Raw genomic sequence first — 21646 nt, 5'->3', positions numbered from 1 at the left:
ATGTAACACATTTAGCGCGTAATACTAGAAACACACTTACCAATTAAAAGTAAGTGTGTTTTTAACATCTATTTAATCTTTACGTACGGCTTCATTTTTAATTCAAGTATTTCCTCAACTGCCCTTTGATATCCACCAGCATTTCTAAGCGACTCTCCCACTTTACGACTATTTTCCTTAAACGTCACATCATCCATTACTTTCTTTACAGTCTCACATAACAATTCAGAAGTTAACTCGTTACGATTAAGTCTTATGCCTGCCCCTACTTCAGTCAATCGTTTTGCAACGAATGGCTGATCTCCTGTTACCGGAATTACAACTAATGGAACACCGTAATATAACGCTTCACTCGAACTATTCATACCACCATGTGTCACGAATACATCAGCATGCTGTAAAACTTCTAATTGCGGGACATAATTATACAACTTAAAGTTTTTCGGGATATTTTCAAATTGACTTATATTTATCTTCTTACCAACGACTAATACGACTGTCGCATCTACATCTTTAAACGCTTCAAAACACTTTTCATACAGAGCAGGTTGCTCATTAAAAACTGTTCCCATAGAAATGAAAATTACTTTTTCATTTTTTAAATCTTCAGTAGGAAAACTCCCCACTTCTTTTCGAGTAGCAATTGATGGACCTACAAATTTATACGATTCATCAAATACATCTGAACGCGGCTGATATTCTTTTGAAGTATATACAATCGTAATATCACCAGGATGGTTCATAATATCATACATACTATTACATTTCATTCCATACTGCTTATTCCATCTTTCCATTCCCGCTAAACAAGATTGATATAATGGATTCATTTCATCTACTTGTCTCGATTCTTGCCCATCATGAAAATTAATGTACTGATTAACAGCAAACGTTGTACAAGATGAAACGCTTGGTAATTGTAAAATATTCGCTATAATACGTCCTACTGGAAAATGATTATCATATATTAAATAATCGTATTTTTCCTCTTTTGTTTCCTCTACAATTTGAGTAACAATACGCTCTGATGCTTCAATCATATGAGATAGCATCGTCAAAGGGCTCCCACCTTCATTTACTCGTTCCATAATATTAATTTGAGAGAGAAAATTCTCAAACACTCGGAATTCCGCACCTGTTGCTTCAACCTTCTTTCTATAATCTTCAATACAATAAGAAACAACTGTTTCCCCTCGCTGAATTAACTCACTTACAATAGCTAAAGTCGGATTAATATGACCTTCCCCAGGGAAATTTATTACGAGTACATTTGCCATAATATTCTCTCCTATCCATTTAATATAATAAAATTAACAATTAATTATATTAATTAATTTAAATCTATTATAAATGAATGCATTCTACTTCTTCATGCTTTTCTCTTCATTTTATTATTGAGAAATATTTTCAATAGTCTACATTATTATGATTCACAATCTTATAAACGAATGCTTAATTCTACTTTTACTCTTCATAGCTTTAAAGATACGAGCTTTACATTCAAATACTATCACTCTGTTTTTTTTGACAATTCACACAAAAATGGAGAAATATAATATTTTTAATAAGTTCTCACTATAAATGTAACTATGATTTCAATTTTTTATCTTTATCCCCATAACACATCACCTGTTATATAATAAATTTATAGAATTTACAGAAAAAGAGGTCTTTTCATGTTACAACAACTATTCAATTCACCTATTCTATCCGTTCAAGCCTTGCACCCAGGTTATGAAGATCATGCAAGTGATGTTTTTCTCGTTCAAACAGAAGATACAGAAGTTATCGTTCGTGCTTCTAAAATGAATGAAGAACCAAATAATGATTTTTGGTGGGGATGTAAAAATTTATTTGGAATTGATCCAAGGAACGTCCATCATTTAGAAACGGTACATACATTGTTGCAAGAACATACGAATCTTCCTATCCCAACAATATTAGAAAAACATGTTTTAAATGGCCGTGAATTTGTGGTGGTTGAAAAGTTAGTAGGTAACACAGTTCAATCTTTTATCGAGCAACCAGATTCTATTTTATTCAGCCTAGGAAAAGGACTTGCAGAAATACATAAATTTAAAGCCGATTTCATAGGAAATCCGTCAGGCACGTTCCAAGTTCCACTAGATGAATTCCAATCACATATTTTAAACGTAAGTAAAGAGCTTGTGAATATGTTTTATTCTGATGATGAAAGCATACAAAATGCATTCCCTACCTTTGAATCACAACTTTCTTCCCTGTCCGTACCAAAGGAATCTACACTCGTCTTAATTGATATGGATCCTACTCAATTTTTATCTGACGGTACAACTATTACGGGTTTAGTAGATACTGAAGCTTACGCTGTTGCTCCGCGAGAGCTTGATTTTATCGGACTAGAATATGTACTTACCGAAAAAGAAGCACATGCCTTTCAAAGTGGTTACGAAACAATTATGTCTATTCCTCACTTAGAAGAATATAGACAGCCTTATCGTTATTTATACCGACTGTTATCTGTGCAAGGTAATGTGGAATTAAAGAAATGGTTAAGTCACCCATCCTATTTTTAAATACGAATGAGAGGGATTATACAATGGATATTCGGAAAAAGCGTTCTGTAACAGAAAGTGAAATACAGCAAATGAAGGATTTGGCTTATATTTGCGGGCAACAAGACAACCTTGATTACTCTTCAGATTTACATATCAACTTTTTAAAAAATCGAAATGAAGATTATATAAACGATTTTCTTCTTTATAACGGCACTCAATTAATTGGCGCTTTAAATATGTATGATTTTGAAAGACCAACAAAGCTTGAACTAATAGGCTTTGTACATCCTCATTTTAGAAAACAACGTTTCGGAACTATCCTTTTACAAACTGCAATGAAAGAAATACAAAATAGAGAGACAGATGAAGCTCTTCTTATTATCAATGGGGATTCTATTTCTGGGAATGAATTTGTAAAACATATGAAGTTACCATATTTATATAGTGAATATAGTATGGAGTTCAAGACAAACGAACTTCAAAAAACAACAGATAATAATATACAGCTTACTCTTGCAACTTCAGAATCACTTCTTGATCTTATTGAAATTTCTAGTAAAGCTTTTGGTGATTCAGTAGAAAATACGGCTACATGGTTACAAAAAATGATGACTTCACCTTCTCATAAAGTTTACAGTGCTCTTGTCGATAAAAAAATGATAGGAACGATTACAGTTACTGAGCAAGATCATTCTACTATATTATCAGGATTCGCTGTCCACCCTTCCTATCAAGGTAAAGGCTACGGTAAAGCTATTTTAAACTATATGACACATAAGCTCTTCACAAATGGTGCTACAACAATTGAATTACAAGTTGAAACAAAGAATAACAATGCTTTGAAGCTTTATACACAATGCGGTTTTGAAATTATGATGAAGCATGATTATTATAATTTAATGAATAGCAAGGAGAATATTTATGTCTAAAAAACTTATTTATTCTAATTATGATATTTTCGCATCTATTTATAATAAACATTGGGGGCATTTTTCTGAACACTCCTATCCAGCTTTTGAACAACTCGTTTTACAATATGCACAACCACGTTCTCATATTTTAGATCTTTGTTGCGGGACTGGTCATCTTACTAGGAAACTACTTGATCATAATTTTGTAGTAACTGGTATAGATGGTTCTACTCAAATGATTGAGTATGCACGTAAAAATGCGCCAGATGCAACCTTTATCGTCGATGACGCTCGCTATTTCAATATAAATGAGCAATTCCACTACGTCATCTCTGCCGGTGATAGTTTAAACCATATTATGAATTTAGATGAACTAAAAAGTGTGTTTCAGAAAGTTTACTCCGTATTACATAACGAGGGTATATTCGCATTTGATATGAATATGGAAAAAGGATTTCTTAAAAACTGGATTGCTTCATTTCATATTTCAGAGAAAGAATATGTTTGTACGATTGATTCTACATATAATAATGAAAATAAAAAAGCAGAAATGAACTTTATACTATTTCACCATGACATAGATAATAATTGGACAAGAAGTGACTTTTCTTTTGAAGAAGCTTGTTATTCCAATGAAGAAATAATTTCTTCATTGGAATCCGTAGGTTTTAAGAACATTCAATTCCACGGTACAAATAGAGCATTTTTCACTTGCCAAAAATAAAAAAACTGAATCGAAATGATTCAGTTTTTTCTTAATATATTTACAACTGCAGTTGTTTCGTCATTTTCTTTATAGACACGCGGAATTCTTCTATCTAGCATACATGTAACTTCATAGTTTATTGTACCTAACATATCCGCTATTTCTTCTACTGCGATATTTTCTTCACCTTGTTTACCGTAGAATACTACTTCGTCTCCTACTTGTACTGGCATCGCTTTTGAAACATCCAGCATTAACTGATCCATACAAACACGGCCGATAACAGGTACTCGAATCCCGTTAATTAACGCATAGCCTTTATTAGATAATTGACGATTATAACCATCAGCATAACCAATTGGTACAGTCGCAATCCATTCTTCACCAGTTGTTACATACGTATTCCCATAACTTACACCGCGATTCTTCTTCGCATGTTTAATATGAGCTACTTTTGATTTTAACGACAACGCAGGCTGTAAAGAAACGATTGTATGATCCACTTCTTTTGACGGATACATACCGTATACTCCTATTCCAACGCGTACCATATTTTGAAATGTGTTACTTAATTCCATTGATCCTGCACTATTTGAACTATGAATATATGGTATTTGAATTCCTAATTCTCTCGCTGTATTAACAGCTTTTTCAAATAAACTTGTTTGCATATTCGTATATGATTTATCGATTTCATCTGCCGTAGAGTAATGCGTAAATATCCCTACTACCTCTACATACTCCATACGGTTTAATTCTTCTAAAAATGGTTTAACCTCTTCTTCTTGTAAACCGATACGACTCATTCCTGTATCAATTTTCACTTGAATTTGTACTTTCTTTTGAAGACGGTTTGCAATTTCATTTATACCATGTAAATCTTCTACTCTATAAACAGTCATCATAACGTCATATTGAATTACATCTTCTACAGCCGCAACTGGTGTGTATCCTAAAATTAAAATCGGCACAGTAATTCCTGCTTCTCTTAATTCTATCGCTTCATCTACAAATGCAACTGCAAGTTGATTTATTCCTGCTTCAATTGCAGCTTTGGCAACTTCAACTGCCCCATGGCCATACCCATTCGCTTTTACAGCAGCCATCATCTTAATTTTTTCATCATTTACATGTTTTTTAAATTCGTTTACATTATGTTTTACAGCATTTAAGTCAATTTCTACAATTGTATCTCTTCCATATTTCAAACTCATTGGTCTAACTCCTAACTCAATAATTGCATTCCATTCTATTTCACGTTTCATATGACCTTTTACAATATAATACTTTTCATTATGCTAGTCAAACTACTAGAATTTTCGGAATTTTGAGTATGATATAATATCCTCAAGAAACTATTATATACGGAGACGAGGAGAATTACAATGTTTGTTCAATCTGCATTACATCAACTAAAAGTTGCTATTGATACTTCTATTGATATGCTTAACCAATATAGTGAAAACGATTTAAAAATACAACCGATTCACTCAAAACGATCATTATTTGAAATGTATGCACATCTTTCTCTTATTTGTCATGCTGATTTACTCATTTTAAATGGTATTTCAGAAAAAGAATTACATACCTTTTATATAGAACATACGCCCGTAACAGTTGCTCACATGCAACAAACGATGATTGAAGGATACAACCTTCTCTCTAAAACATTTCTTTCCTACTCCCAAATAGAATTAGCAGAAGTTATGACTGCCTATTGGGGGATTTCTTATTCGCGCTTTGAATGGTTACTTGAAATCGTTGCACACTTTTATCATCATCGTGGACAAATTCATATTTTATTATGCGAGCATATGAAAGATCCTCGCATTCCTTTATTTGAGTGATTTTCCACTCATTCATTAATTATAAATAGAGAAGCTACAAAACCAATAAAAAGTATCATTCCTAATAAAATAAATGTTTGAGCATAACCTCCTATTTTCATAAGATAAATAGAAATGATAGGCCCTATACTAGTACCTAAAAATAAAATAAAAGTATAAATAGATACCGCTATTCCCCTTGCTTTCCCTCCTAATTGACCTACAAGAGAAACTAAAGACGGAACGGATATAGCAATACCTATTACAAAACAGACACTCATCATTACAAGTAGAAATAGATACGAAACAAAGCCCATTGAACTTAGACTAAAAATAGCAATCAACAATCCTCCTTGAAGAACTTTCCTTATTTCAAACCTCTTTGTTAAACGACCTGCAAGTGGTGACAGCAACATACCAAACAGCCCTGCTAAGCGAAAATAAAGGATTTGTTCCGCAGTTAAATTGTAAGTAGGAGAGCTCAAATAATTCCCTAAAACAGTATACATATTAACAAAAGCCATTAATAAAACGAATGCAATTATATAGCTTAATACTAAGCTTTTATTTGTAAAAACTTTACCCATCTGTTTAATTGGTCCCAAAATATCAGTATAGGATTGAGACGTCTCTCCTTTCGGAAGAGAATAATAAACCCATATAGCAGTACTTATATAGACAATGCTAAGAAGAAAGAAAACCATATGCCATCCAAAATGCTGACTAACAGCAGTACTTATTACCTGCCCTACAATTCCAGCTACTAAAAAACCGGTACTAACAAACCCTATTGTTGTAACCCTTTTTTCTACTGGGAACATTTCTACAACGTAGGCTAACGCTACTGGAGAAAATGTAGCTGCGGCTATCCCCTGTATACCTCTATAAATAACAAGCCAAAAGAAACTATCTACAAACCCTAAGCAAAAAGAAACTATCGACAGTGCAAGCAATCCAATAAAAATCACTTTTTTTCGTCCATATTTATCAGAGATTGCCCCAAATAACAAACACCCTATAGCAAAGCCAACAGAAAATATACTTCCTGTAGCTGCCGAGTGTGTTAATGACGTATTAAAAATGTTTGAAAATAGAGAGATTAAAGGTATTGTTACATATAGGCTAGACATAACTACCATACCCGACCAACATAATACAGCTGTCATTATTGTATAATTCTTTTCACTATTTACTTCCTTTCCTATTTCCATCATAAACTCTCTCCCTTATTACCATTTATTTTTATTAGTTTAAAACCTCTAGATCACTAAAATAGCATTCCTTTAACTCTTATTTATTTTAATTACATAGCAAAAATTATCACCGTGCAAAAAGTTAGTTAAACATATAATAAGGCAAGCTAATTATATGTCCAAATAAATAAGTTGATCTTCATAATCAACTTATTTACCTACCTTCTCCTAATTTCACCTGCATAGTTGCTTGCATTTTATTTAATAGCTTTTCTAAAACTTGACGCTCTTCTTGATTAAAGCCATCAACTAACGAAGCGCAAGATAACCAAAAAGTTGGTAAAGAATGTGTAACTAGTTCTTTTCCTTTCGGAGTAATTTTCACCTTTAATCTTCTTCGATCTTTAGAATGGTGGAATCTTACGATTAACTCTCGTTTCTCCATCCAATCTAATAAGCCAGTGACAGAAGCACGTGTAATCCCTAATCGACTCGCAATATCCGAAGGACTCATGTTCACTTCTTCCCCATTCGCTTCCATTTCACGCAAAATAAACAATAGTAAAAAATCTAATTTACTCTCTGAAATACCAAGTGGAGCTAAATCTACGTCAACAGCATCAAGAACATTATCAGACGTCCATAACATTAACAAACCAAGTTTTGCTGCGATTGGATCCGTTTCCGCTGATGCTGTCTTTTTGATTAACTCTGCGTACGGCTCAATCCCTAAAGGAAGAGAATCTTTTCTTGAATCCATTCATCTTCACTCTCCTTTCTCGTTAATAATTAGCTTACCTAATTACTTTCTCATTATACTCATATTTTTCCTTTTATTGCAAGCACATTGTTGAACAAAAAAATCCTATTATTAAAACAGGATTTTTCACACTGACTAGCTATCAGTTTTAAATAATGCGTAACTTCTTTAAGGCATAAGAAATTCCGCCTTCACTCGCCTTCGTTGTAACGAAATCAGCCCTTCTCTTCAACTCCTCTCCACCATTTCCCATCGCAACTCCTAATCCTACATACTGCAACATCTCAATATCATTTCCACCATCACCAAAAGCAATGGCTTCTGATTTACTAATATTTAAATGTTCCAATACTTTTTGAATTGCAGTTAGCTTCGATACTTTACTATCTTCCAATACATTTATAACGTAACCATGAAAACGGTCAAACGTAAGTGCTGGATATCTTTCAATGAATTTTTGAGCTTCTGCTTCATCGGCATACAGACATATGCAATACATCTCATCTGACAAGTTTTTAACTTTGTCAGGATACCGCTCTAAATTTAAAGTTTCATTTAACGCTCGTATGACACGTTCATCTTTGGAGGCAATATCATTCATTGCAAATTCTTCTGTAAAGTAAGAAACACTGTGACCATGTAATTCAGCAAAATTTGAAATATCATGAACGATTTCGCTTGAAAGTACTGATTTATGTATAACTTCTTCCCCACATTTTATATGTGCACCATTTGCAGAAATATACGTATTTATGCCTAACCCCTTAAATTGTGAGCATAAACTATATGGTCTCCCTGTTGTAACAACTACGTGAATCCCCTTATCTATTAATCTTTGTACCGCTTCTTTTGTACTTTCGTGCATACTTCTATCAATCTCGCTTAAAAGCGTACCGTCAACATCAAAAAATGCAACTTTGTACATAAGTCTTTACATCCCGTCCAAATGATTCGTATCATTAATGAAATGCACCGTTTTTTGTTCACCCTCAATTTCAATTAAACTTATTCCCGTATCTCCCATTTTGAAATAGTAGTCCATTGAAATTGGCATATTGAAAAATGCACGTAATAGACTATTAATTACGCCTCCATGGGCAACAATCGCAATTCGATCATATGTATTCTCTGTCACAATTTTAGAAAAAATCCCTTCTATTCTCATTCGAAACTCAATAAATGACTCTCCGTTTTCAAAACGGTCATGAAGAAACTTTGGTTCTGGATATTTCTTTGCTTCTTCAAATGATAAGCCAGCTTGTATTCCATTATTAAACTCCATTAATTCCTCTTCTAATTGAATTGGACAACCAATTACTTCTGCTAATGTTTCACCCGTTTCACGAGCACGTTTTAATGTGCTTGCCCAAATGAAATCTGGTGCAAAATCTTTTTTCACTTTCTGTACAAGTTTTTGTACTTGTTGTCTCCCTTTTTCAGTTAACTCAAAATCAGCTCGTCCTTCATGCACATGTAAAATATCAGCTTCTGATTCTCCGTGGCGTATTAGTAGTATTTGCATGTTTCTCTCTCCCTTTATTTAACATTCATAAAATTCCATTATATCACATTTTAAGATTTCAAAATAAAAAAGGAACGGTCTCCCGTCCCTCATCCATTCACTTTTTCCGCATCATTCCAATAATATTTACTAAACGCTTCTGTTAACACATCAATTGTGTTATATAATTCATCTAACGTATTATCAACACCACCAACTTCAATTAACATCGCATTTTTCGATAAATCTTGGTTATAAACGCCATTTCCATCTTTTTTATACTTTGGAAAAATCCCTCTACTTAATCCGTAGTAGTTTTCATCTAAATAACTATTGATTGCTCTTGCAATTTTTTCATTTTCAGCACGCCTTTCATTTTCCATCCCAATTATAAAATATAATCTTGCATACGATTTCCCGTTAATTACTTTTGTTGTTACTTTCTTACGCTGGTCATCACGATGTATATCAATCGGAAACGCAATTTTATTATTTTGTGCTAATGCTTCTTTTACATATTCATGAGACGCTTTATATGACTGATACCATACCCACTTTTTACTCGCTAATAAATCACCCATATTCGTTTTATCGTGAATTACTGGAATTCCTTGCCCCTCAAGTTGTTCCTTCATACGTTTTCCTAGTAAGGACACATTTACATCTGGGCTAGATGGATCAGTTGCCCCTGGTAATAATGGAAAGAAGGATTCCCAGCTATGTGTATGATAAATATATACTGCACTCTCACCTTTTTTCGCTCCGTTCTTTTTCTGAACCGGATTATTCTTTTCCGCTTCTGTAACTTTATCTTTTGCTACTTTCCGCTCTTTCGTTACTTCTTCAATCGGTACACTAGATTCATTTGGGATATTCGTCAAGTTTGTCCCTTCCCCAGCTACGATAATGTTAGAATAATACTTTGACATACCAGGTACTTCTTTACCGACAAATGTTCTTAAATCTTTAATCTTCAAATCTGTCGCAATAGAGAACATTAAATTCCCAACTGACTCTCGTTTATTCTGCTTAAAATAATCAAATCCATAATAGCGATTCTCACTTTCTATCATTTGAACAAAACCTTGCATCGATACTTTTCCAAACCATTGATTTGCATAATTCGATTTCATTGTATGTAAAAGTGACGTCAGAATCGACGCTATCATAATTACTATTAGCGCATATAAAAGGAGTAACGAAATTAGTTTCTTCCCATGTATTCGAGTTGCATACTTTTTCACTGCATCACCTTCTTTATACATGGATATGTACAAGCTTTTCGGAATATACGCACAAAAAAAGAGAAATGGTATCCCATTTCTCTTCCTCACTTTTATTGTTCTTTTCCTGTATCATTTGAAGGTAGTTTCTTCGCTTGTTTTTCTTTAAATATTTCTCCAATTGCCCCAAGAGTACCAAGTGTTTCAATTGCATTAGACGGAATAAAGACTTTATTTGCTGGTCCTTTTGCAACTTCTTCTAATGATTCAAATGATTTATAAGCAAGTATACGTTCATCTATATTCGCTTCACGAAGCAATTCAATACGGTTTTGTTCTGCTTTTGCGATTTCTTCAATTGCTCTTGCTTCCCCTTGCGCTTCTAATTCTTTCGCTTCTTTTAAACCTTCAGCTTCGCGAATACGCGCTTCTTTATCCCCTTCAGCCATCAAGATTTTACTTTGCTTTTCCCCTTCAGCGCGAAGAACTTTATCTTGTTTTGCTGCTTCAGCTTCTAAAATAATCGCACGTTTATTACGCTCAGCCTTCATTTGTTTTTCCATTGATGCTTGCACATCTTTTGGCGGGTTAATATCAACAACTTCGACACGTTCAATACGTACGCCCCATTTTTCTGTTGCTTCATCAAGCGCTAAGCGGATTTCTGTTGAAATTTTTTCACGACCAGATAACGTTTCATCTAGTTCCATTTTACCGATGATTTGACGCATCGTTGCTGAAGTAATATTACGAACACCATATTCATAGTTTGAAATACCATATGTCGCAAGTTCTGGTTCAACAATTTGATAGAAAATAATTGTATCAATTTCTACTTGAACATTATCTTTCGTAATTACCTTTTGCGGTGGTACATTCGTTTGTTGAATACGTAAGTCATGATATACACGGACACGATCTACAATTGGTATTAAAATATTTAACCCAGGGTGCATGATACGTTGAAACTTACCAAATCTTTCAACAACCCCAACTTTTTGCTGAGGAATAATTTTAATTGTTAATGCGATAAATGTAACTACAATTAGTGCGAATATAATCGTTAACGTTAATGCTACCATATTTATTCACTCTCCTTTTTCACTTGTAATATAGTACTATGCCTCTTTATAACAACGACTTTTTCTCCAGCATCAATTGAAGAATCTGCAATAGCTGTCCAAGTATCTCCATCCACCTTTACAATACCATTCGCTTCATTTGTAATCGCTTGCATAACAATCCCTTTTTTACCAACAAGCATATCTACTGTATCAGTAAAACCTTTTGCTTCTCGAAAGTTTTTTGAAATTCTTTTCGTAAAGAATGTCAAAGTTAAACTTACAATTGCACCAACAGTAACTTGTAACAGTAGTGCATCAGGAGCAAACAAAGCAATAAGACCTCCGACAACAGCCCCAATTCCAAGCCAAAGCATGTAAAATGTAATCGACAACATTTCTGCGATAAATAAAATACCAGCTATTATAAACCAAATTACCCAAGCAGCCATATGCAACCCTCACTTTCTTTCTCATTTTCTATATGTATATGAAGAAAAGAATGGTTTATCCGCCCTTTCTTACACTTGGGCGTTTGCTACAAGCTATTGTACATACTCACTGTTACAATGATTATTAATATAATACTATATCAATATATTCTTCATTATACATGAAAATTCCTTTCAAAAAGTGACAAAAAATGAAATTCTTTAAAAATTTTAATTTTTAAACTACAATTATTCTAATTACTAAATACTATTTTTTAGAGGTGGTATTCTTATTGAAAAACCAGTCACTAACTTACTACTTAGGTTCCAAAATATGCATTACTCTTGCTGACATCGTATATGTAATGATTATTACAACTCATATTTATATAGCAACTAAATCAGCTACTATTACTGCTCTTTTTCCACTATTACAAGTTATCACAAATCTAATTGCTAACATCTCTGCACCTCTTATAGTAAATCGTTTTCCACCTTATACGTTGTTATATACGCTACAATGGCTAAAAACAGTCTTTTTACTATTATTAATGATTTTATTTCCGGTCTTATCCACAAATATTATAGCTCTATTAACTTTTATTTTTTTCATTTCATTATGTAGTGGATGGAGTGCTCCATTACTATACAGCATTCTTCCGCGCCTTACACCAAAAGAAAAATTAGTAAAAGTAAATAGTATCTTTTCCTTTTCAACACAAATTGCGCAAGCCGCCGCTTATTCATTTACGAGTGTTATCGTTCTTCTCATTGGCGCTACATCTACACTCATGATTAATAACATGTTGATGATTTTTGGATGCATTGCATTACACTTTTCATTACATACCATACATACTGAACGAATAGCAGACCCTCCCTCTTCAAAAAGTACTGCTTTATCGGAAGGTTGGAAACTCTTATTTCAAAATCCTTCTCTCCGTACCGTTACATATATGGACTTAATTGAAACTTTCGCAGGGACAATATGGATTGGTGCTATTACAATGGCATATGTTACGTCTATTCTTCATAAAAGCGAAGAATGGTGGGGATATATTAATACAAGTTATTATGTTGGTACGTTAATCGGTGGTCTATTAGCATGGAAAATGAGTTCCTATATTCAAAACAATTTAATACGATCCATGTCGATTGGCTCTCTTATGTTTAGCATTCTTACATTTTTATATGGTATGACGAGCAGCGGATTTATTGCGCTTTTTCTATGTGTTCTAATGGGACCATGTTATCAAATTAGAGATATTTCTCAAACGACAGTTTTACAATCAAGTGTCGCCCCTTCTTTATTATAAAAAATGTATACGGTACATGGCGCCCTTCTTTCAACAACTTCTGGTCTTTCTATGCTTAGCGTTGGCATTATTACTGATATGTTCGGTGTCCGTACAATTTATATAATCGCTTCTATTCTTATTTTATGTTCCGCTTGTTTATCTTTCAGTTTATTAAAATATTATAAACCAGAGTAGAATAATCTATCACTGTAGTCAACACAGCAAAAAGGACAGGAATTCCCTGTCCTTTTTGTTTATTCTGTTCATGACAAGTTCGGGATTTTTCTATGTTTTGTCGCCTGTTCAAAAGCGTAAGCTAGCTTAATTAATATCCCTTCACTAAAGGCAGTACTTGCAATCGTAATTCCAAAAGGTCTCCCGCTTTCCATATACCCTGCTGGTATTGCTATAGACGGATAACCCGCTTTCGCACATATAGTAGAACCTATATAGGAAGGAAACAGTATCGCATCAAGATTATATTTTTCCAATGCAAAATCAATGCCTTGTTCTTGAGAAAAATATATATCTTCTAATCTCGCATTTAAATATTCTGGATTTCGTAACGTATTAGGAAAATCTTTTCTTCCCTCTAACTTAGTTTGTCCATATTTTAAAGCTCTTTCTGCCATGTTTTTATTAAACTCCATTAACTCCGAAATAGAATGTACCGGAATAATAGAACGTAATTTAGAAAGATAGTTATCTAAACTATGCTTCAGTTCATAAAGCGGAACTCCCCAACTCCATTCTCTATGAAAAGAATGAATATCAATATTCTCTACTACTGCCGCTCCCTCATTACGTAATACTTGGATCGTTTCTTTAAACAATTTTTCATCATACTCACCATTTTCGTAATAATCTTTTGGTGCGTCGTTAAACACACCAATTTTCGCTCCATTTAAACCATTAGCATCAAGGTAAGATGTATAATCCTGATATGCCCTACCTTCACTTTTACGAGTTGCTACATCTTTCTCATCCACTCCAGTTAAGCTCCCTAGTAAAATAGCGGCATCTGTTACTGTTCTAGCAAATGGTCCAGCTGTATCTTGCGAATAAGTGAATGGAATAATTCCTCTACGACTAATTAGACCGACAGTCGGTTTAATGCCAACTACAGAGTTTTGAACAGCGGGGCTCAAAATAGAAGCATCGGTTTCTGTCCCAATAGATACTACTGTAAAGTTAGCGGCAACTGCTATCGCAGAGCCTGTACTTGAGCCCCCAACAAACATACCATCCTTACGCGTTCCGTATGGATTAATTGTTTGACCACCTCTTGCACTATATCCAGCCCACATTTTAAAAGACATTGCATTTGCTAATTCTGTCATATTCGTTTTTCCTATTATCACGGCCCCTGCTTCTCGCAGTTTAGTAACGAGAAATGCATCTTCACTACTTATATTTTGTTCTAGAGCAATCGTACCTGCACTTGTATGCATGGAGTCATTCGTTTCAATATTATCCTTAACCAAAACAGGTATACCATGTAGCGGACCCCTTACACCCTTTGTCTTTCTTTCATGATCTAACGCTTCTGCAATAAAAATAGCATCTGGATTGATTTCTAAAATTGAATTGATTTTCGGTCCGTCTTGATCATACTTTGCGATTCTATAGAGATAATACATCACTAGCTCTTTTGAAGTTAACTTTCCAGATTCCATTTCATTTTGAATATCTTGAATTGTTAGTTCCGTTTTTAAGATTGGATTAAACTGAATTTCCATTTATATTCTCCCTTATATGAACTTTTTTAGCGTATACCCCTTACTTTTTCATTTTTTCACCTCAACACATCCTAAATTAATATCCCTTTAAAGAAATTCAATTTCCTTATTTAAACACCTTTAATTTCCCGAAAAATAAAAAAAGTCTGAAACGGATTAACCTTCGCTTCAGACTCTTACATTACTGTGCGTATACTTCATCTAACAAATGTAAAAACTCACCTTGTTTCCCAGCTAATTCAGGGCATTTTGCAATATTAATCCATTCGTAGCAAAATACTAATCCTTTATCTTCCTCACCAGCACTTACAATATGTTCCCAAGTATCCTTTACATCTGTTAGTAAAGTTACATGGAAAAAGTGGCGTTTTTCATATTCCTGTTTTTCTTTCATATGTATAATGTAATCTGCTAAAAAACGCTCTATGCATAAATGACGCAATCCGGATTCTTCCTGTACTTCACGCAATATAGCCGCTTCTAACGTTTCACCTTCATCAACCGTTCCCCCTGGCACTTGAATACCAGCTTCATGTATATCACGATGTTTAAAAACAAGTAATTGCATAACCCCCTCTTTTTCTCTTGTAATATATGCATGTACTTTTTTCTTATATAACATCGTCATTGTACGCCTCTCCCCTCAATTGTTCACTCTGTTACTTCTTCAAGCGTCAGTTGATTATCATACAAATATGTAGCTTGTGGATTTCCCACATACCTTACGTGCCATGGTTCATACCGATAGCCCGTAATCGTCTCTTTCGCTTTTGTGTATCGAATCACAAAACCAAATTTATGGGCATTTTCAGAAAGCCACTGACCTTCTTTCGTTTCCCCAAAAACCGTCTCTAACTGAAATTTAGCAGATTGAGACGTAATATCCATAGCTAGTCCAGTTTGATGCTCACTTGTACCAGGAACCGCGCTAGACATTGCTGTTTTTGCTTCTCCATCTTGTTTTTTATACATCGTATTTAATGCTTTTTGTCGATCAAAAGATCTAAATCCAGAAACTGCAAACAGGAAAATACGCTCGTTGTCAGCCTGCTGAAACATATCCTCAAGCGCCCTCGCTGCCTCTTTTCTCATCTTTTTCTTTTCTTGATCACCTTCACTAGAGTAGCGCACTTTCGGAATAACTAAATCTGGCGGTCTATACCCATCTGGTAAACGCCTACTTTTATTCACAAGTACAAGCATTGAATTCGGATTATTAATTACCGCAATATCCCCATCCATATTAGCAATCGTTTCTTTTGCTTTCGGAAATATGCTATTTACACTTACTTCCCGCGCCTGCTTATCCTTATACATTTTATAATTGATTCCTGCTACTCCAACAATAATTATTGCAGCTATGATACCAAGTAGTGCCCATCTTTTTTTCATATAACGACCTCTTATTTTAATAATTTGGCCATTTCATACTCATCGATGCCCTTTCCATCGATAATAAGAGCAGCTTTTTTGACACCTTCTTTCTCAAATCCAGCTTTTTTATATAGTGCCTGAGCTCTTGTATTGTGGGCCATTACTGTTAATTCTAAACGCCATACATCATGTAATTTTGCCCACTTCTCAACCTCTTTAAACAATCTCGTCCCAATACCTCGCCCGTTATACTCTTGCAAAATACCAATTACAATGGTTGCTACATGCCTCTTTCTTTGAATGTTATTTCCATTCACTAATATAAAACCTACTATCCTCTCATCTTCAACTGCTACAAATATTGTTGCATATTCATTTTCTATAAAGCGATGGATCATTTTTTCTTGTTGCTCAGCTGTAGTTTTTCTTTCTCCTGGTTCATATAACATAAACTTCGTTTCTTCATCTAATTGCTTACTTAATTGCAAAAATGATGCTGCATCTTCTATTTCGATTTCCCTAATCACTTCAATCACCCTACCAGTTTCATAATAAAAAGTTTTCCTTATAAAAAGATTTTCTCTACTTTCCCGAAAATCCCTTTGTAAATCTCCTACTATAAATTGACAAATTTCGATATTACTATAACAACGACAAATTATGTCTATTCTGTGACGTCTCATCATTACAAAGAAAAAACGCAAGCATTACACTTACGTTTTTTCAAAAATACTGTGAACTCATCTTCATCAGGTGAGGTCTCTCACCAATTTAAATTTCACTTTATCCATTCACTTTTTCTGCCTGCCAAAAATATTCACCAAATGCTTTAGCAAGTGCATCAATTGATCGATTCAATTCTTCCTCTGTATTATCTACACCGCCAACTTCTATTAATATCGCTTGTCCTGATAGGTCTTGATTATAGATTCCATTTCCTGTCTGGAACCCTTTTTGAATGACCCCACGACTCACTCCTGGATATTTCTTATTAATCGCCTCATGTAAAGCTGTCGCTAATTGTAAGTTTTTTTCATAGTTTTTATTTCCTTTCCCTACTACAAATGCAAGCTTTGCATATGATTTATCTCCAATTGTTTTTGTCGTTACATTCTTTCGGGCACTATCACGATGCAAATCAAAAAAGTATTGAAGATCTTTATTTCCAGCCATAGCTTGCTGCACAATTTCTCGTGACATCTTATACGAACTATTACTGTTTAAACCTTTACTTATTAACTTTTGACCAACATCACTCTTATCGTTAGTGGCGCCAATTCCTTCACCTTCTAGTTGTTCACGGAAACGGTCTCCTAATATAGAAATATTCGATACAGAACTCGTTGCTTTATTCGGATTCGGGTCATTCGTTAAGTTAAGTAAAGGTAAATAGGATTCCCAGCTATGTGTATGATAAATAAACGCAACTTGTCTTTTCCCGGTCGTTTGGGACGGCTGTTTTTTCTCTTTACTCGTATCTTGTTTAGGTGCTTGTCCAGTTCCACTAGTCCGTTCCTTCACTACTTCTTCAAGAGGGACACTCGACTCTATCGGTAAGTTAGAATAATTTGTACCCTCACCCGCAATAACAATTTCTGTATCGTACTTACCAAACCCAGGGAGCTCTTTCCCGACAAAACTGCGTACATCATTAAAGCGAATATTTGTAGCCATAGAAAAGAGAAAAGAAGAAATTGAAAAATCTTGATTCAAATTTCGATACTCCTGTGTAAAATAATGATTCTCTTTTCCAAGTACATACATGTAACCATTCATCGATAACTCATTTAACCAATTATATAAATACGTTGACTTCGTCTCTTTCATAGAGGTTACCATCATACTAATAAGAAAAAAAGTCGCTAGCACTGTAGTAATAACAAATAAAACTAACTTACGCATGCTTGTAAACTTCATAAAAAAAAAGCCCCGATTCATACTATCACCTCTCTATTTCAAGTTATGTACAAGCCCTAGAGAATAGACCGTTAAAATTTCGGCTATATTGTTAATGAGGTGAAATGAATTGAAGCTATTAATAGGAATATTACCAATCGCTCTATCATTCATTTTTTATTTGTCCGCTAAGCATCCAAAAGTCTCTATTGTGCTACATATTTCTGCGTACTTGGCACTGTATGTACTCGGTACAATTATTTCCATTAATATATACGATGTTTTAATACAAGATTTAGTTTTCATGACAAGCATTCATGGAATTTTACTGAATCCATTTTTCCTTATTGCAGGAGCGTATATAGGAACTTACACTTTGTACCTACTTTTGTCTCACATTATTATGAAAATAAAAAATGGAGCGTAATGAAATGCAACCACCATTTATCTGTCATACATGCAAAAAAAGAATTGTAAGAAAGAAAGATCTTATTACAGCCACATGGTGCTTCCGCTTTTATTTATTTCACAGTGATTGTTTTAAACGACAGCAAGTGTTCATCTCACGGTTTCTCCCTGTGAATACACTTTTCAATTTCTTTCTTATTGTATATGGACTTATTTTTGGCAGTATTCTTATGATTACAGAACCATCTATTATTTGGCTGACTTTCTTTTTCCCCATTTTTTATCGGTTTCTTTCTTATTATTATGTTGAACGTTTTTTCTCTACATAACGAGTTGACTGTCCTTTAGGAATGCTTAAACATAGCCACTCATTTTCTTTTAACATTTTACCGATGTAAATAATCTGTCCAATATGCAATGCATAATGAGAAATTTGCCTTTCAATTGCTTGCAGGACCGTATGAGCTTCACCACGAATGTATACCGTCTTCAATAGATGTTCCGGCAATATCGTATTCATCGTATTAAAAACGTATTCCCATCCTTCTTGCCACGCTGCAAGGGCTTCCTTCTTTGAAGAATAGCCTCCTTCAAATTCACCATCTCGGTCACGATCAACTTTTTCACCATCAGATGTTAAAAAATCCGTCCATCTAGAACGCATATTACCATGCAGATGCTTTATAATAATCGCTATACTATTTGTTTCTTCATGAGAAGACCATTGTATTTGTTCGTATGATAATTGAGAAAGTGCCCGTTCCCCTTGCTTCTTTGTTGCTTTAAAGTTCGAAATCGCACATTGTAAATATTCTCGTCCGATACCCATATTAGCCCCTGCCTTCACCCTAGCTAATTTTTGTTCCATTTGGCAATTCCATATTAGGCTGAAGCAACACAACATCATCAGCTTCAGGAACGCCGCCAAGCACAAGCACTTCCGATTTAAATCCAGCTACACGCTTTGGCGGGAAATTTACAACAGCAACAATTTGTTGACCGACTAAACCTTCTGGGCTATACCTTTTCGTAATTTGAGCACTTGACTGCTTTATCCCAATTTCTCCAAAATCAATTTCTAGTTTAATCGCTGGAACTCTCGCTTCTTTAAATTCCTCTGCATGTATTACAGTTCCAATTCGCAAATCCAAATTTAAAAAATCTTCAAAATTAGCCATTTTATCATTCCTCCCAATTATTACTTAGACAAAATATAAAAATCCCCTTCAAAAAAAGAAAGGTGCCTAAGCACCTTTCTTTTGTAATTTACTTGATTCATTTGATTTATAGAGGAAGAAACCGAGAATCCCGCCAATACATGATGGAATTAACCATCCGATTCCTTCGTTATATAACGGTAACATTTGTAGTACATTAGAAATCACGTCAATTTTAATGTTCGCACTTTCTAAACCGTTAAAGAAACTAATTAACAATGCACCTAAAATAGCTCCAATATAAATTGTATTACGCTTCCCAATCCACTTATGGAAATACGAAAGTACGATTAATACAATTGCAACTGGATAAATGATCATTAACACAGGTAATGTTACGGCGATTAATTGTGTTAAACCTAGGTTAGATACAATTAAACTAAATACACATACCATTGTTACAATCGTTTTATGTGAAAGTTTTGGGAATAAGTTTGTAAAGAAACCCGCACACGCAGATGTTAACCCAACAGAAGTTGTTAAACAAGCGAGTATAATAACAAGCCCCAATAAAATTTTACCACTCGTCCCATATAGCTCATTTACAACATTCGTTAAAATAAGACCACCGTTTTCTGAGACACCAAGTGATGTACTTGTTGAACCAAGATAAGCAAGTGATAAATAAATTAACGTTAAACCAAGTACAGCAATAATACCTGATACGACTGTTATTTTTGCAATTTGACTACTCTCTTTTATCCCTTTAGAGCGAATAACTTGTACAACGACAATTCCAAATACGAGAGCACTAATTGCATCCATCGTTAAATATCCTTGAATAAATCCACCAAAGAAAGCATTTTCTTTGTAAGCAGCTAACGGCGCAGCCGGCTCTCCAATTGGATCAATAATTGCCTTTCCGACAATAACAGCGACAATTAATACCAATAGTGGCGTAAGAAACTTTCCGAACCAATCCACTAATTTAGATGGATTTAATGATAAATACCACGTTATTCCGAAGAAAACTATCGTGAAAAGAAATAGCATGTACCACTCTGAAACCATTGCCTCTGATAAAAACGGCTTCATACCCATTTCAAACGAAACAGCTCCAGTACGCGGGATTGCGAAAAATGGTCCAATTGCTAAATAACTAATCAATGGGAAAATAAACGCAAATATAGGGTGGACTCTAGAAGACAGCGCTTTCAAGTCCCCCTCTACAAACGCGACAGCTGTTACAGCTAGTAGGGGTAATCCGACTCCCGTTACAAGGAATCCTATTGTAGCAATCCAAACATTCTCTCCTGCTTGTTGACCTAAAACTGGCGGAAAAATTAAATTTCCTGCTCCTAAAAATAATGCAAATAGCATTAAACCAATTGCTACCGTATCACCTGGCCTTAAACGTCCCTTCATGCTCTTCATTTGCATAGCACTTTTCCATTGTTTATCTCTATATTTTACAATATGCTATGCATCCTCCTCTCTGCTCAAGATGATAAAATATGCCCCTTACAAAGCAGTGTCTTTCTCCATAATTTCTCCATTCCCCTTATTTTTACTCTAATCATTAATACAATTGTTATTTTCGAATTTTGATTTTTTTGAATTTTTAA

Annotated in this window: 23 protein-coding genes and 1 pseudogene; 7 read left to right on the top strand and 17 right to left on the bottom strand. The window is 34.4% G+C overall.

Annotated features, from left to right (window positions below; genetic code table 11):
• Positions 1–68: 68 nt before the first annotated feature.
• Complete coding sequence (locus BCG9842_RS09900; RefSeq protein ID WP_000024469.1) at positions 69–1277, bottom strand: macrolide family glycosyltransferase; 1209 nt, start codon at positions 1275–1277, stop codon at positions 69–71.
• Between the two features lie 399 nt (positions 1278–1676).
• On the opposite strand from BCG9842_RS09900, the gene BCG9842_RS09895 reads away from it, so the two are divergent.
• From BCG9842_RS09895 to BCG9842_RS09885, 3 genes are read left to right on the top strand one after another with little or no spacing between them, the layout of a single operon-like run.
• Complete coding sequence (locus BCG9842_RS09895; RefSeq protein WP_000941370.1) at positions 1677–2555, top strand: nitrate reductase; 879 nt, start codon at positions 1677–1679, stop codon at positions 2553–2555.
• 23 nt (positions 2556–2578) lie between these two features.
• Positions 2579–3466 (top strand): GNAT family N-acetyltransferase, encoded by an 888-nt coding sequence (locus BCG9842_RS09890; protein ID WP_000354633.1) that lies wholly within the window; start codon positions 2579–2581, stop codon positions 3464–3466.
• A complete protein-coding gene (locus BCG9842_RS09885; protein ID WP_000038499.1) occupies positions 3459–4172 on the top strand; it encodes a class I SAM-dependent methyltransferase in 714 nt (237 codons plus the stop codon). The genes BCG9842_RS09890 and BCG9842_RS09885 overlap by 8 nt, the downstream gene beginning before the upstream one ends.
• A 20-nt stretch (positions 4173–4192) precedes the next feature.
• On the opposite strand, the gene alr is transcribed toward BCG9842_RS09885, so the two are convergent.
• The gene (gene alr / locus BCG9842_RS09880; protein WP_014895227.1) at positions 4193–5368 is read right to left on the bottom strand and encodes an alanine racemase; all 1176 of its coding nucleotides are present in this window, start codon (positions 5366–5368) and stop codon (positions 4193–4195) included.
• A gap of 171 nt (positions 5369–5539) precedes the next feature.
• On the opposite strand from alr, the gene BCG9842_RS09875 reads away from it, so the two are divergent.
• Positions 5540–6001, top strand: a complete 462-nt coding sequence (locus BCG9842_RS09875) for a DinB family protein (RefSeq protein ID WP_000497993.1) — start codon at positions 5540–5542, stop codon at positions 5999–6001.
• An 8-nt stretch (positions 6002–6009) separates the two neighbouring features.
• Here BCG9842_RS09875 and BCG9842_RS09870 read toward each other — a convergent pair whose 3' ends face one another.
• The 7 genes from BCG9842_RS09870 to BCG9842_RS09840 form a co-directional block, all read right to left on the bottom strand.
• Entirely contained in the window at positions 6010–7191 is a 1182-nt protein-coding gene (locus tag BCG9842_RS09870) for an MFS transporter (protein ID WP_041488153.1), read from the bottom strand.
• A gap of 196 nt (positions 7192–7387) precedes the next feature.
• The gene (locus tag BCG9842_RS09865; RefSeq protein WP_000378334.1) at positions 7388–7933 is read right to left on the bottom strand and encodes a MarR family winged helix-turn-helix transcriptional regulator; all 546 of its coding nucleotides are present in this window, start codon (positions 7931–7933) and stop codon (positions 7388–7390) included.
• A 148-nt stretch (positions 7934–8081) separates the two neighbouring features.
• Positions 8082–8858 (bottom strand): Cof-type HAD-IIB family hydrolase, encoded by a 777-nt coding sequence (locus BCG9842_RS09860; RefSeq protein ID WP_000278724.1) that lies wholly within the window; start codon positions 8856–8858, stop codon positions 8082–8084.
• 6 nt (positions 8859–8864) lie between these two features.
• Positions 8865–9455 carry a histidine phosphatase family protein gene (locus BCG9842_RS09855; RefSeq protein WP_001166447.1) on the bottom strand — a complete coding sequence of 197 codons (591 nt, stop codon included), beginning with the start codon at positions 9453–9455 and terminating at the stop codon, positions 8865–8867.
• An 89-nt stretch (positions 9456–9544) separates the two neighbouring features.
• Complete coding sequence (gene spoIIP, locus BCG9842_RS09850; RefSeq protein WP_374058747.1) at positions 9545–10750, bottom strand: stage II sporulation protein P; 1206 nt, start codon at positions 10748–10750, stop codon at positions 9545–9547.
• A 20-nt stretch (positions 10751–10770) separates the two neighbouring features.
• A complete protein-coding gene (locus BCG9842_RS09845) occupies positions 10771–11739 on the bottom strand; it encodes an SPFH domain-containing protein (RefSeq protein ID WP_000226256.1) in 969 nt (322 codons plus the stop codon).
• A gap of 2 nt (positions 11740–11741) precedes the next feature.
• Positions 11742–12170 carry an NfeD family protein gene (locus BCG9842_RS09840; RefSeq protein ID WP_000741974.1) on the bottom strand — a complete coding sequence of 143 codons (429 nt, stop codon included), beginning with the start codon at positions 12168–12170 and terminating at the stop codon, positions 11742–11744.
• Positions 12171–12442: 272 nt separating this feature from the next.
• On the opposite strand from BCG9842_RS09840, the pseudogene BCG9842_RS09835 reads away from it, so the two are divergent.
• Positions 12443–13642: pseudogene (locus BCG9842_RS09835) on the top strand (MFS transporter).
• Between the two features lie 68 nt (positions 13643–13710).
• Here the strand turns inward: BCG9842_RS09835 and BCG9842_RS09830 are convergent.
• From BCG9842_RS09830 to spoIIP (BCG9842_RS09810), 5 genes are all read right to left on the bottom strand, one after another.
• Positions 13711–15186 (bottom strand): amidase family protein, encoded by a 1476-nt coding sequence (locus BCG9842_RS09830; protein WP_000405404.1) that lies wholly within the window; start codon positions 15184–15186, stop codon positions 13711–13713.
• 181 nt (positions 15187–15367) lie between these two features.
• Positions 15368–15814 carry an NUDIX hydrolase gene (locus BCG9842_RS09825; protein WP_000178282.1) on the bottom strand — a complete coding sequence of 149 codons (447 nt, stop codon included), beginning with the start codon at positions 15812–15814 and terminating at the stop codon, positions 15368–15370.
• Positions 15815–15837: 23 nt separating this feature from the next.
• Positions 15838–16578, bottom strand: a complete 741-nt coding sequence (locus BCG9842_RS09820) for a M15 family metallopeptidase (protein WP_000747643.1) — start codon at positions 16576–16578, stop codon at positions 15838–15840.
• An 11-nt stretch (positions 16579–16589) separates the two neighbouring features.
• On the bottom strand, positions 16590–17087 hold the full coding sequence (locus BCG9842_RS09815) for a GNAT family N-acetyltransferase (RefSeq protein ID WP_000617571.1): 498 nt from the start codon (positions 17085–17087) through the stop codon (positions 16590–16592).
• Between the two features lie 256 nt (positions 17088–17343).
• Positions 17344–18498, bottom strand: coding sequence for a stage II sporulation protein P (spoIIP, locus tag BCG9842_RS09810; protein ID WP_001079284.1), 1155 nt, complete (start codon positions 18496–18498; stop codon positions 17344–17346).
• 88 nt (positions 18499–18586) lie between these two features.
• Between spoIIP (BCG9842_RS09810) and BCG9842_RS09805 the strand changes: the two genes are divergently transcribed.
• Positions 18587–18883 (top strand): hypothetical protein, encoded by a 297-nt coding sequence (locus BCG9842_RS09805; protein ID WP_000770731.1) that lies wholly within the window; start codon positions 18587–18589, stop codon positions 18881–18883.
• A 4-nt stretch (positions 18884–18887) separates the two neighbouring features.
• Entirely contained in the window at positions 18888–19193 is a 306-nt protein-coding gene (locus BCG9842_RS29590) for a hypothetical protein (protein ID WP_043333388.1), read from the top strand.
• Here the strand turns inward: BCG9842_RS29590 and BCG9842_RS09800 are convergent.
• The 3 genes from BCG9842_RS09800 to brnQ4 form a co-directional block, all read right to left on the bottom strand.
• On the bottom strand, positions 19166–19732 hold the full coding sequence (locus tag BCG9842_RS09800) for a DUF1572 domain-containing protein (protein WP_000435822.1): 567 nt from the start codon (positions 19730–19732) through the stop codon (positions 19166–19168). The two genes, BCG9842_RS29590 and BCG9842_RS09800, sit on opposite strands and share 28 nt — an antisense overlap.
• On the bottom strand, positions 19713–20042 hold the full coding sequence (gene csaA, locus BCG9842_RS09795; protein ID WP_001263021.1) for a chaperone CsaA: 330 nt from the start codon (positions 20040–20042) through the stop codon (positions 19713–19715). The genes BCG9842_RS09800 and csaA overlap by 20 nt, the downstream gene beginning before the upstream one ends.
• Before the next feature lie 66 nt (positions 20043–20108).
• Positions 20109–21446: a branched-chain amino acid transport system II carrier protein BrnQ4 gene (gene brnQ4 / locus BCG9842_RS09790; RefSeq protein WP_395939124.1), complete on the bottom strand. Its 1338-nt coding sequence runs from the start codon at positions 21444–21446 to the stop codon at positions 20109–20111.
• Positions 21447–21646 lie beyond the last annotated feature (200 nt).

This window comes from Bacillus cereus G9842, from assembly GCF_000021305.1.
GTDB lineage: Bacteria > Bacillota > Bacilli > Bacillales > Bacillaceae_G > Bacillus_A > Bacillus_A thuringiensis_S.
The sequence above is the reverse complement of the archived record's forward strand: the minus strand, read 5'-3'. Positions and strand labels throughout refer to the sequence as shown.